At 39.6% G+C, this 11061-nt stretch carries 14 protein-coding genes; 11 read left to right on the top strand and 3 right to left on the bottom strand.

Annotated elements, in window-relative coordinates:
- Positions 1-235 precede the first annotated feature (235 nt).
- The 8 genes from CFT42_RS14165 (at position 236) to CFT42_RS14200 (ending at position 6365) form a co-directional block, all read left to right on the top strand.
- A complete protein-coding gene (locus CFT42_RS14165; protein WP_088816476.1) occupies positions 236-928 on the top strand; it encodes a Crp/Fnr family transcriptional regulator in 693 nt (230 codons plus the stop codon).
- 107 nt (positions 929-1035) lie between these two features.
- The gene (fsa, locus tag CFT42_RS14170; protein ID WP_088811037.1) at positions 1036-1680 is read left to right on the top strand and encodes a fructose-6-phosphate aldolase; all 645 of its coding nucleotides are present in this window, start codon (positions 1036-1038) and stop codon (positions 1678-1680) included.
- Positions 1677-2021, top strand: a complete 345-nt coding sequence (locus CFT42_RS14175) for a hypothetical protein (protein WP_088811036.1) — start codon at positions 1677-1679, stop codon at positions 2019-2021. The genes fsa and CFT42_RS14175 overlap by 4 nt, the downstream gene beginning before the upstream one ends.
- Positions 2022-2139: 118 nt before the next feature.
- Complete coding sequence (locus CFT42_RS14180; protein WP_088816477.1) at positions 2140-2838, top strand: NAD-dependent protein deacylase; 699 nt, start codon at positions 2140-2142, stop codon at positions 2836-2838.
- A 110-nt stretch (positions 2839-2948) separates the two neighbouring features.
- A complete protein-coding gene (locus CFT42_RS14185; protein WP_088811034.1) occupies positions 2949-4289 on the top strand; it encodes a hemolysin family protein in 1341 nt (446 codons plus the stop codon).
- Between the two features lie 64 nt (positions 4290-4353).
- Complete coding sequence (locus tag CFT42_RS14190) at positions 4354-5310, top strand: LacI family DNA-binding transcriptional regulator (protein WP_088816478.1); 957 nt, start codon at positions 4354-4356, stop codon at positions 5308-5310.
- A gap of 82 nt (positions 5311-5392) precedes the next feature.
- The gene (locus CFT42_RS14195; RefSeq protein WP_088816479.1) at positions 5393-5746 is read left to right on the top strand and encodes a hypothetical protein; all 354 of its coding nucleotides are present in this window, start codon (positions 5393-5395) and stop codon (positions 5744-5746) included.
- A gap of 13 nt (positions 5747-5759) precedes the next feature.
- The gene (locus CFT42_RS14200; protein WP_088811031.1) at positions 5760-6365 is read left to right on the top strand and encodes an HAD family hydrolase; all 606 of its coding nucleotides are present in this window, start codon (positions 5760-5762) and stop codon (positions 6363-6365) included.
- 38 nt (positions 6366-6403) lie between these two features.
- Here the strand turns inward: CFT42_RS14200 and CFT42_RS14205 are convergent, their stop codons facing one another.
- The gene (locus CFT42_RS14205; protein WP_088811030.1) at positions 6404-6637 is read right to left on the bottom strand and encodes an IDEAL domain-containing protein; all 234 of its coding nucleotides are present in this window, start codon (positions 6635-6637) and stop codon (positions 6404-6406) included.
- Between the two features lie 110 nt (positions 6638-6747).
- The gene (locus CFT42_RS14210) at positions 6748-7824 is read right to left on the bottom strand and encodes a GGDEF domain-containing protein (protein ID WP_088811029.1); all 1077 of its coding nucleotides are present in this window, start codon (positions 7822-7824) and stop codon (positions 6748-6750) included.
- Positions 7825-7963: 139 nt separating this feature from the next.
- Between CFT42_RS14210 and CFT42_RS14215 the strand changes: the two genes are divergently transcribed.
- Together CFT42_RS14215 and CFT42_RS14220 are read left to right on the top strand one after the other, a co-directional pair.
- Positions 7964-8188 (top strand): hypothetical protein, encoded by a 225-nt coding sequence (locus CFT42_RS14215; RefSeq protein ID WP_088811028.1) that lies wholly within the window; start codon positions 7964-7966, stop codon positions 8186-8188.
- Positions 8185-9174, top strand: a complete 990-nt coding sequence (locus CFT42_RS14220) for an FUSC family protein (protein WP_088816480.1) — start codon at positions 8185-8187, stop codon at positions 9172-9174. Before CFT42_RS14215 ends, CFT42_RS14220 begins: the two co-directional genes overlap by 4 nt.
- A gap of 68 nt (positions 9175-9242) precedes the next feature.
- On the opposite strand, the gene CFT42_RS14225 is transcribed toward CFT42_RS14220, so the two are convergent.
- Positions 9243-9944: a Crp/Fnr family transcriptional regulator gene (locus tag CFT42_RS14225; RefSeq protein ID WP_088811026.1), complete on the bottom strand. Its 702-nt coding sequence runs from the start codon at positions 9942-9944 to the stop codon at positions 9243-9245.
- A 324-nt stretch (positions 9945-10268) separates the two neighbouring features.
- Between CFT42_RS14225 and CFT42_RS14230 the strand changes: the two genes are divergently transcribed.
- On the top strand, positions 10269-10934 hold the full coding sequence (locus tag CFT42_RS14230; RefSeq protein ID WP_088816481.1) for a Crp/Fnr family transcriptional regulator: 666 nt from the start codon (positions 10269-10271) through the stop codon (positions 10932-10934).
- The last annotated feature ends 127 nt before the right edge of the window (positions 10935-11061 follow it).

Below are 11061 nucleotides of genomic sequence, written 5' to 3' on the forward strand. Positions count from 1 at the left end.
TTTCACGAAGTGCGTCATGCTTAAGAGGTAATTTTTTTAAGAAATGACAGTGAAAAATTGTCACAAATAATTCATTAATATTCGTTTTTAATCTAAAATTAGCTACAAATATAGATTTTCAAATCAACAAAGTGATTTAATTCACGATAGTTTGGTAGATTTTTGTATAATCGGAATATTATGCTAATTTGCTTGTGATATAATCATAGAACTAAAGCGTTCACAAGGAGGATCTATGTTTCCTGTCAAAACTGATCATGTTAACTTAGAATTGAAAAATTTATTAGAAATTTGCTATGAGCACCCAAAGTACAATGAAAATTGTTCCGTTTTCACTACCAAAAAAGGAGATATCCTCCAGACAGTAGGCGAGGACAAAAAGAAGATTTATTTTATTCTAGAAGGGTACTTTGGTGTTTTTATCCAAAGGAAGAATAAAAACGCACGTGAAACATTTTCGAAACAGGCTATCATTCGCTTTTTACAGAAAGAAGATACATTTGGCTTACAATATTTATTTTCAGATAACTGGGAATCAAAGGTTTGTATTCAAAGTCTTGGAAAAGCAAAAGTAATGGAAGTGGATTGTACGTTTTTAAGAGGAATTCTTGAAGAAATTGATCCAAAGCGTAATTTTATTTTGGCGCAAATGGGTATCAAAATAAATGAATCAAGAGAGTTTTCGGAATTGAGTTTTTATAAAAAAGAAGAGCGAATTCGAAAAGCATTGCTTCAATGTGCAAATAAACTTGGGACTTTTTCACAAGATGGTATTATTTTGCCGAAAGAAATTACTCAGGAAGTTTTGGCTCGTTACACAAGCACATCACGCGAGTATGTCGCGTGCACAATCCAAGCTTTAACTAAAGAAGAGATTGTTCGTAATAAGCCGAAACCACTACTTATTTTGGATAAATCTAAATTATAGGGAATGAAGATGCAGCGGGCGATAAGCTGTATCTTTTTTGTTTTCTTCAATTTGCGTTATAATGGAACCGTAAATTTGAAAGCGTTTTAAATGAAGGAGGAATTGGCATGAAGTTTTTCATTGATACGGCAAATGTAGAGGAAATTAAGAAAGCTAGCCGGATGGGATTTATTGCTGGTGTGACGACAAATCCGTCGCTAATCGCGAAAGAAGGTCGGGATTTTGGCGAAGTGATTCAGGAAATTACAGCTATTGTAGATGGTCCAATTAGCGGCGAAGTAGTCAGTCTTGAAGCGGACAAGATGGTTGCAGAAGGTCGTGAAATCGCGAAAATTCATCCAAATATGGTTGTGAAAATCCCAATGACGGGCGAAGGCTTGGCGGCTGTCAAAGTCTTGCATGCGGAAGGGATTAAAACGAATGTGACACTCGTATTTTCGGCAGCACAAGCGTTACTTGCGGCGCGTTCAGGCGCAACTTACGTATCTCCATTTTTAGGTCGCCTTGATGATATCGGCCAGGACGGTTTAGAATTAATTCGCGACATCGCGGAAATTTTTGCTGTTCATGATATAGAAACGGAAATCATTTCAGCAAGCGTCAGACACCCCATCCATGTCATTGAATGTGCACGAGCAGGTGCGGATATTGCTACAATCCCGTATAAAGTTTTCGAACAGATGCTAAGACATCCTTTGACCGACACAGGGATTGAGAAATTTTTAGCAGATTATGAGGCCTCAAAAAAATGAATCGCACCTATCTTGTGAAAAAAGAACATCATATGCACAGGCCGAACCCCCTTTTTGTTGGTAAAAATGAAGGCGTTTGGACCTTTCAAGAAGACGAGGACTACCCAGGCTGGATTTTTTGCAAAGTCAAGGCGTCGGGGCTAGAAGGCTATGTTCCAAAGCAAATACTTATCTCGGATGAAAGCGGGAAGTCTGCTACCGTTTCTGAAGACTACTCAGCGCGTGAGCTCGCTGTGAAACCAGGCGATAAAGTCGAAAGTAATCGCGAATTAAACGGCTTTGCGTGGTGCGTTGATGAGGACGGAATGGCTGGCTGGATACCGCTTGATAAATTAGCGTAAATTTCAAAATGAAATTTTTTAAGTTTCGAAAGAGTGATATAATGGTAGCCAAGCATTTGTTTTCAGATGTTTGGCTATTTTTGACGGCACAAATTGTTTGAGAAAAGAGGTTTTGAAGATGGAAAATGTCAAACAACTTCAGGCGGCGATTTTTAATGCGAGTAAAATTGTTTTTTTGACTGGCGCAGGCGTATCGGTACCTTCCGGAATTCCAGATTACCGGTCGAAAGACGGCCTTTACAAAGGGTATCAGAATCCGGAGTATTTACTTAGCGCCACTTGTTTGAAACGTGAGCCAGAATTGTTTTATGACTTTGTGACAAAGAATATGTATTATCCAAAAGCAAAGCCGAACGGGATACACTTGAAAATGGCGGAACTAGAGCGGGATAAAGCTATCACGATAATTACGCAAAACATTGATGGTTTGCATGAAAAAGCGGGTTCTAAAAAGGTCATTGATTTTCACGGGAACTTATATGATTGCTACTGTCAAAATTGTGGAGCAGCGATTCCCGCGGCGGAGTATTTGAAATCACGAATTCATGTGCAGTGCGGTGGTGAAGTCCGACCAAACGTCGTTTTATACGGTGAAGGCATTTCTGAAAAAGCCATTTCAGGCGCCGTTTTCGCAGTGCAAACCGCGGATTTGATCGTCATTGTGGGCACAAGTTTCCAAGTGAGTCCATTTTGCAATTTAATCGAGTATCGGAATAATCAGGCAGCCATTTTTGCGGTGAACAAAGAGGCATTACGGATTGCTGCTCCTGTTGAAATGATTCAGGCGGATGCGCTGCGGGTATTTGAAAGCCTTTAAGGGAAATCGGGCGCGCAGTTTTGACCAAAAGGGGGAGAACATGGTAAAATTTGAATAACTGGGAGCGTTTTCCAGTCAAAATTTTCTTTTATTAAGGAGTGGACGGCTACATGTCACCTGACCCCGAGAGTCAGCAGATTATTTTACAACTCATACTTATTTTGGTGTTAACTTTACTCAATGCATTTTTTGCTTCGGCAGAGATGGCGCTTGTATCTTTAAACAAAGGTCGGATTAAAAATCAGGCCGAGAATGGCGATAAGAAAGCAAAGAAATTGGTGACGTTAATTGAAGACCCGAGCAACTTTCTAGCGACAATTCAAGTGTGTATTACGCTTGCTGGTTTTTTCTCGAGTGCTTCGGCAGCGACAAGCATTGCCACCCGCTTTGAGTCTTATTTAGGCGGCGGGGCATTTGCAAAAGAAATGTCGATTATTATTGTCACAATTATTCTTTCCTACATTACGCTTGTATTCGGTGAGCTTTATCCGAAACGCATTGCGCTACAAAAATCAGAGGCGATTGCTCGTTTTTCGGTTGGCCCGATTCGCGTTGTTGGAATGTTACTTCGCCCATTCGTAAAATTGTTGTCACTTTCGACAAATGCGCTTGTGAAATTAACGCGGATGACGGATGCAACAGAAGATGACCGCATGACGCGAGAAGAGATGCAAATGTTGATGGAATCGAGTTCAAAAGATGGCATTATTGAGGAAGAAGAACTTAGCATGTTGCGCGGTGTATTTGAACTTGATAATAAATATGCGCGTGAAGCGATGGTGCCACGAACGGATGCCTTTATGATTGATGTGGATTTTGCACCAGAAAAAATTTGTGATTTATTGCTGGAAGAAAACTATTCGCGAATTCCGGTCTACATGGGAGATCAGGATTCTGTCTATGGTATTTTGCATTTAAAAGACTATTTTGTAGAAGCACGAAAAGTTGGTTTTGATCATGTAGACATTAAAAAACTAGTGAAAGAGGCTTATTTTGCTCAAGAAACAATGTTTATTGATGATTTGCTGAAAAACATGCAGCGCACACGTAATCAGATGGCGATTTTAATGGACGAGTACGGCGGTGTTGCGGGAATCATTACTATTGAAGATTTATTAGAAGAAATTGTCGGCGATATCGATGATGAATATGATGACTTAACAAATGAATTTGTGAAAATAAATGACCATACTTACGAGGTTGACGGAATGCTTGCACTGGACGACTTTAATCGCATGTTTCACGTGGAACTTCCCGCTCGGGGTGTGGATACAATTGCTGGCTTTGTCTTGACGCTACTAGGCAGTATCCCAAATGACGGGGAAAAAGCAGTGGCAGACTACGAACAATTTACGTTCACAGCACTTGAAGTAAAAGATGCGCGTCTTGTCTCACTGCGAGTGGAAATTAATCCATTGCAGCAGCAGGAGGAAGCGGCGGACACAATTTGACGGCTTACTAAGTTTGCCGGAAGCAGGGCAATTTGTCCTGCTTTTTGTATAGGGGGAGAAAAAAATGCCAAACATTAAGGAAATCGCGAAACAAGCGGGTGTTTCAGTGACGACAGTATCGCGTGTTTTAAACAATCATCCGTATGTGGCGAGCGAAAAGCGCGCGCGCGTACAAGAAGTGATGCGCGAGCTTGACTACATACCAAACCGGAGTGCGACAAACTTGGCGCTTGGCAAAACGAACACAATTGGTGTGATTTTACCCTATAACGATCACCCGTGGTTCGATAAGGTTGTAAACGGCGTACTGGACGCGGCTTTCCGGAAGAAGTACTCGGTGACGCTATTTCCAACGGGCTACGATGCAAAAACAGAAGAAAAATATTTGATGATGCTAAAAACGAAACAAGTGGACGGGCTCATCATCGCTTCGCGCGCGAATACGTTGGAGCTAATTCAGCAGTATGCGGAGTACGGCCCCATCGTCGTAAGCGAGGAAACGGACATTCCCGAACTTTCGTGCGCCTATATCGACCGCGCCAAAGCGTACCAAGAAGGCTTTCTTTTTTTGAAGGAAAAAGGATATCGTGACGTCTGTTTCACGAATGGACGGGCTAGAAGCATTAGCCCAAGTACGCGCCACAAAATGAGTGCCTTTGAAAAAGTGTATCAAAAAAATGCGGCAGACTATGCCTTGAATGATTGCTACACAGTTGAAGACGGCATAGCGGCTGCCCGATATTTTTTTGAAGAAAGCGGCATGAAACCAGATGCAATTTATTCAAACGGCGATGAAGTCGCAGCGGGCATCATGGTCTATGCGCGCGAAAAGGGGCTTCGTGTACCAGAAGACTTGGCGATTTTAGGGCAAGAAAATTTGCCGATTGGATTCGTGCTTGAACTTACAACGCTCGACCACAATCTGAAAAAATTAGGCGAAATGGCTTTTTCAATATTTTATTCAAAAGAAGTAAGAAAAGAGCGAATTGAGCATGCGCTAATCGTTCGAAAATCAGTCTGAAAAATTTTAATTGAAAACGCTTGACATGAAACCCGTTTCATCATGTACAACTTAGGTAGAGACTTTGAAGGGGGCGAAAATAATGATTGTGTCAGGTGTTTGCAAAGTTTACTCAGAAATTGGTATGGAATATCAGTACGGGGAATTTTGTGTGGAACGTGATTATTTGGTGTTTGAGCGAAATTACAGTTATGGTTTGGGAAAACGCCACACGTATCCGCTCGCAAGTTTGCGTAATATTGCGCTTGTTCCAGAAAAAGGCGGACAATATTTAACTTTTTCTTGTGAAAATACCCGGTTTGAAATTGCGGATAGTACAAATGAATTGAAACCTTTTGCCGATGAACTTCGCGCTGAAAGATACGGTATGCCAGAACCGAATCGGTTAAAGCGCAGTAAATATACCCCGCATCATCATTATGTTTTTGCAAAATAAAGGAGGAATAAAGATGTATAAAGCGATTATTTTTGATGTTGATGGAACAATTTTAGATACAGAAAAAGCGGTTTTACATTCTCTTCAATCTGTTTTGCAAGAAGAAGGACTCACGTATACGCAAGACGAACTGCGTTTTGTTTTAGGGATAACCGGCAAGAAAGCGCTTGCCCAATTGGATATTTTAGACGAAGAAGAAATTTTTGAGAAATGGGTGGAACGCGAAGCATCGCTCATTCATGAGGTGGAAATTTTTGAAGGCATTAAAGAGGCGCTTGAAGCGATTCCGCAGAGCGGTGTTGTCACTTCGAAAAATGCAGTAGAAATGGAGAAGGGCTTTTACCCGTTCGGCATTGACCACCACTTCGATGCGATTGTTTGCGCGAGTGATACGACGGAACACAAACCTCACCCCGCTCCTTTGTTGAAAAATATTGAAATGCTAGCTTTAAAACCTTCCGACGTCATTTACATTGGCGACTCCGCGTATGACATGGCCTGTGCGCACGCTGCCGGTGCCCATTTCGGCCTCGCACTTTGGGGAGCCAAATCAAAAGACGGATTTGAGAAGGCGGAATTTATTTTTGAAACGCCGGAAGAGATTTTGGCGCATATATAGACATTGAAAAGGTGGCTCGAAAATTCGAGCCACCTTTTTTAAAATTGTAATTCTTCTTCTTGAAGGCGTTTTAGGCGTAGTGATAATAGAATGAAGCGTTTCTTGTTTCCGTCGTCGAGAGCAAGATCAATTTCGGTTTGAATTCTTGCTATCCGTTGTTTTTGACCGAGCATTGTCATGTAGCACTCAATAAACGTATTCATTAATGCCCGTTCCTTGGCTAACTCCTCGTATTGCTTGGATAGAGAACTCGAAAAAGGTTGCAGTGCCATGACAATCACTCCTTTAATGAATATTTAGAAAATTTATACTTTCTTATACCACCATTTTTTTTTGATAAAACGTGAGCAAACAAAAAAGTCAGCAAATTGTACTGACTTTCTCATAAAATGACACTTTGGTTGCGCCCAGCGTTTTTTGCCTGATAAAGTGCGCGATCTGCGAGGTGCTGAATTTCAGGAAATTCACGTGAATCGCAAGCTGTCGCTACACCAATTGAAATGGTGATGGAAATTTTTTGTGTGGTGTCAATCGGGATGGCAGAGTTTTGAATGGCGATGCGAATTTTTTCGGCGAGGTCATAGGCGGCCTTTTCATCAAAATTAATCGCCAAGATGCAAAATTCTTCTCCGCCCAAACGAAAGGCGTTCCCTTTTTCCAAACAGTGCTCTTGAATGATTGAAGCGCATGATTGAAGCACTTTATCACCTGCGAGATGCCCATAACTGTCGTTTACAGATTTAAAAAAATCGATATCAAGCATTAAAGCGCTTAATTTGTTTACTGTGGTATCTTCCATGAGTAGCTGAATTCGCTGGTCAAATGCGCGTCGGTTCGCAAGATTTGTGAGGGCGTCTGTGAAAGCACGCTCGGTTTCAACAATATACAAATGCCGCGTCCGTCGCATATCAAAAAGCACGGCATAAAGAATAAGTAATGCAAGGCCGTTGAAAACCGTCCAAGTAGTGATTAAAATAAGCGTTTTAAGCTGAAAACCATAAAAAAAGCTGCTGTTGATAATATATACGATGACACTGATGATGAATAATTCAACGATGAGCTGACTTTCATGAATTTTACTTTTGCGGAATTTTATCCATATTGAAATGAGTAGGGCGAGCAAAAGAATGAAGAATAAAGCTTGTATGGCGATTCCAGATATTCCAAAAAGAAAGCGCGTTAGCCCGATGAGAAGTGCGGAGAAGACTGTGAAAATGGGCGAAGCCGAAATGGCGATTAAAATGATGGATACGTAGCGTAAATCAATTTTCACACCGTCAGGCAGCTCAAATGCGAAATACATAAGTAAAAAGTTACTGATTAAAATAAGCAAAAAAATTACAGCTTTCCGCCACATGAGAAGTTGAGGATTAATTTGATAAGGTATTATTTTAAAAATAAAGTAAGTACCTGCAGAAGCGATAAAAATATTTGCTCCAAAATCCATTAGCAAATTCATTTTTTATTCCTCTTTCACGTTAGTACTATCATTATAATGGATACAAGTAGAAATTGCACATGAATGGGCACGTTTTATGTAACCAATATGATTGACAACTTGATGATTGAAGATATACTTAAATAAAGGAGGGGCTAGCGTGGAAGGATATGTGGTTGATGTTGTTCAAGATGCGAATAAATTTAGAGTGATTCATAAATATTCATGTGAGAATATACCAGCAAGGGAGAATCGGCTTATTTTAGGAAAGTTTGAAACGCCACAAGATGCACTCAAATCTGCGTATACAAATTATAGTCAATTTTCTTTGAAGTTTCGTTTGTGCCCCTTATGTACAGCAACAGAAGGAGCGAAACAAGAATGACGATTCAGAAGTATTTTAAAGAGTATTTTTCATGGAATTGGAGCAATGCGGTTTTAACATTCATTAGTGCAATTCCAGTTTTTTTAATTGCGACTCTCGTGGATATGTCAATCGGCATGGGCATGCTCATTGGGCTCATTCCAGCGGCTATTACGAAGATTGCGCCAACTAGGCGTGGGCGAGTTTCGATTTTGATAATGGGCGCAGTCATTGCGTTATCAGTTCTCATTGGCGCGCTTTTAAAATCATATTTTGGCATTGTAGGTGCGACCGTTTCAATGGGCGCATTTGCGTATTTGTCTGCGATGTTTGCGGCATCTAAAAAAGGCGTACCGGCGTTTATGTTCTTTATTACACCTGTAATTGGAATTGGTTTAAGTATTACGGATTTTCAAGCGGGGGTGTCAATTGGGCTAAGCATGGTTCTTGGTTCGACTGTAGCCTGTATGATTTCGTTTTTTTTTAAAGAAACAAAAGGGGTTAAAAAAGCACCTGCTGTCAATCCAAATAAAGTGATTTTCAAGCAATATGCGCCGTATTTTACAACAGCGATTATGCTGGCAACGATTATTGGCTTTTATTTGGATCATACGGGGTGGATTGTGGGCTCTGTAGGGTTAGTCATGCGCCCAGTGCGTGAAATGCAAGAGATGCGTTCGGTTTTCCGGATTGTTTCGGTTGTGACGGGAATTGTTTTAATTTACATAGTGATGCTTTCGAACGCGGGGAATATTATTATTGCGGGCGCGGCTGCGATGATGCTTGTTTTAGCAAGCGGGACACATGAAAGTAAAGCGTACATTATGCCACTTTTCATGACGTACATTGTATTTTCATTTATGATGGTCATCGATAATGAAATGAATGCGACACATTGGTGGTTACTCGCTGAACGAATTTTGTGGGTTTCAGCAGGGGTCGTTATTGCTTACGTGTTTGGCCTGTTAATTCCAAAGTTTGTGAACAAGAAAAAAGCTGTAGAGTGAAGGCGCAAATGAAACGCGTCACATGTAACTGAAAAACTGCAAGACTTATGAAAAGTCTTGCAGTTTTTTTATACCCAACGATCAAATGTATACGGGATAACAATCGGGATGTCTTGAAGTGTATGAATAACCCACTGTTTTTTTCTAATCGAGATAATGTTTTGTTTTTGCAGTGTTTTTATAATGTTGGATGTGTGAGATAGTGAAACAGAAGCGAGCTCACCTAGTTTCTCATAGGTTACAAAACTCGGCAAGTCTATAGAACCGTCCGCATTACGAATGCCAAATTTGTTTGCTAGAAAATGCAAAATATAATAAATGCGTTCCTCAGACGGAAAACTATCCATAATGAGTTGAATCATGGAGTTACGCGAAAGTTTAATATGATAGTTTAAAAGAACAAAGTTACGAGGGTCTTCTGTTAAAAGTACATCGTTTAAGTAGTCCAAATCGATTTCCCAAAGAATGCAGTCAGTTAAGGCGGAAATTTCCGCAAGTTCATCAGATAAATCATTTTGTGCTATTAGGAAAGGGAATTCTCCACGCTTAGAAATAAGAATAAAGACGGGACGCTTACCGTTTAGATTGGAAAGCTTTGTATACCCTTCTTGAATAAAATAGACTTTATTTTTTTTAAAACTCACTTCAATAGAGAGCCCGGTCTTTAGTGCAATTTGGTGACATTTATGATTAAATTGCGGGTTGCTCTTCAATATTTTCATCACATAATCAAAATTTGTAAAATCATCTAAAAAGCTTTTTGAGTACATAAAATCCTCTCCCCCTCACTTTAATACCTACCCAAATCTGCTTACATTAATCGCACAAATAATAAAAAACCTCTTTCTTTTTATGAAAAAGTAGGTTTGTTTTGACTTTCGTTCGTTTTGAAAATGTCACAAATCTTTCAGGAATGTTGATATGAAGCAATTTATACGACATTTAAACAAGGAAAACAGAAATTAAGGACAGTTCCCTTATGAAATCATAAAATCATGAATTATGAACAAATTTTTGAGGCGTTAAAATAAGGATATTCATTAAACGGAAAAGTTCAAAGCGAATGAAAATGATTTCAAATGGGAAGGTGCTTCATGATGGAAGACTTAATAGAACTTTATTCAAAAAAAGTAGTTGAGGAACGCTTCAATGAAAAAGAACTATTGAAATTATTAGAAAATCAATTTGCGATTTACGGAGAAAATATAAAGATTAGCAATGGGCGTAAAATTGTTTTAAAAGAACGCGAAGAATACGTCTACTACATTGTACACGGGGCGGCTTCAGTAAGCAAAGACGATACAATTTATTGTTTTCAAGGCAAAGACCGTTTTTTAGGTTTAGAAAGTATGTTTTTTGATAGCCATATGGATTTAGATTTTCATGCAGTGGGAAACACCGAGTTAATCAAATTTAAGAAAAAACAAGTTATTGATGCCTTGATGAACACACAAGAAGGTTGGATTTTCGGCTATCAAATTGCCCATCGTTTTAACGAAGTTATTATAAACCACTGCATTTTCTATAAATTAAAAGCTAGATCGCGTAGCAAAAAATTTTTATTAGAACTTGCTGATGAACTTCACGAGGAAAATGATACGAAAGATTTTCTACCAAAACAATTAAATTATAAAATGCTATCCGAGTATTTAGGAATCAGCTACGTAACCATACGCAAATTGTTTAGCGAGTTACGCAAAGAAGGATTTATAGGTAGATGTCAAGAAAGTCAACGGTTCTACATTAACGCAGAAGCATAAAAAACGAGGTGGGAAAACATTTTCCCACCTCGTTTTTTATTGAAGGTCCATAAAGCTGTTTTTTGGGTGTATAAATGCCGGAAAATTTCACAAAGTAGTCACAACTCACCTCCTGTTTGAATGGTAT

The organism is Listeria goaensis (assembly GCF_900186125.1).
Lineage (GTDB): Bacteria > Bacillota > Bacilli > Lactobacillales > Listeriaceae > Listeria > Listeria goaensis.

Bases quoted from the DNA above. Each gene is read 5' to 3' on its own strand.
- CFT42_RS14180 (WP_088816477.1), top strand. From the start codon at position 2,140: ATGGAAAATGTCAAACAACTTCAGGCGGCGATTTTTAATGCGAGTAAA.
- CFT42_RS14230 (WP_088816481.1), top strand. From the start codon at position 10,269: ATGATGGAAGACTTAATAGAACTTTATTCAAAAAAAGTAGTTGAGGAA.
- fsa (WP_088811037.1), top strand. From the start codon at position 1,036: ATGAAGTTTTTCATTGATACGGCAAATGTAGAGGAAATTAAGAAAGCT.
- CFT42_RS14210 (WP_088811029.1), bottom strand. From the start codon at position 7,824: ATGAATTTGCTAATGGATTTTGGAGCAAATATTTTTATCGCTTCTGCA.
- CFT42_RS14220 (WP_088816480.1), top strand. From the start codon at position 8,185: ATGACGATTCAGAAGTATTTTAAAGAGTATTTTTCATGGAATTGGAGC.
- CFT42_RS14195 (WP_088816479.1), top strand. From the start codon at position 5,393: ATGATTGTGTCAGGTGTTTGCAAAGTTTACTCAGAAATTGGTATGGAA.
- CFT42_RS14175 (WP_088811036.1), top strand. From the start codon at position 1,677: ATGAATCGCACCTATCTTGTGAAAAAAGAACATCATATGCACAGGCCG.
- CFT42_RS14185 (WP_088811034.1), top strand. From the start codon at position 2,949: ATGTCACCTGACCCCGAGAGTCAGCAGATTATTTTACAACTCATACTT.
- CFT42_RS14205 (WP_088811030.1), bottom strand. From the start codon at position 6,637: ATGGCACTGCAACCTTTTTCGAGTTCTCTATCCAAGCAATACGAGGAG.
- CFT42_RS14190 (WP_088816478.1), top strand. From the start codon at position 4,354: ATGCCAAACATTAAGGAAATCGCGAAACAAGCGGGTGTTTCAGTGACG.
- CFT42_RS14165 (WP_088816476.1), top strand. From the start codon at position 236: ATGTTTCCTGTCAAAACTGATCATGTTAACTTAGAATTGAAAAATTTA.
- CFT42_RS14225 (WP_088811026.1), bottom strand. From the start codon at position 9,944: ATGTACTCAAAAAGCTTTTTAGATGATTTTACAAATTTTGATTATGTG.
- CFT42_RS14200 (WP_088811031.1), top strand. From the start codon at position 5,760: ATGTATAAAGCGATTATTTTTGATGTTGATGGAACAATTTTAGATACA.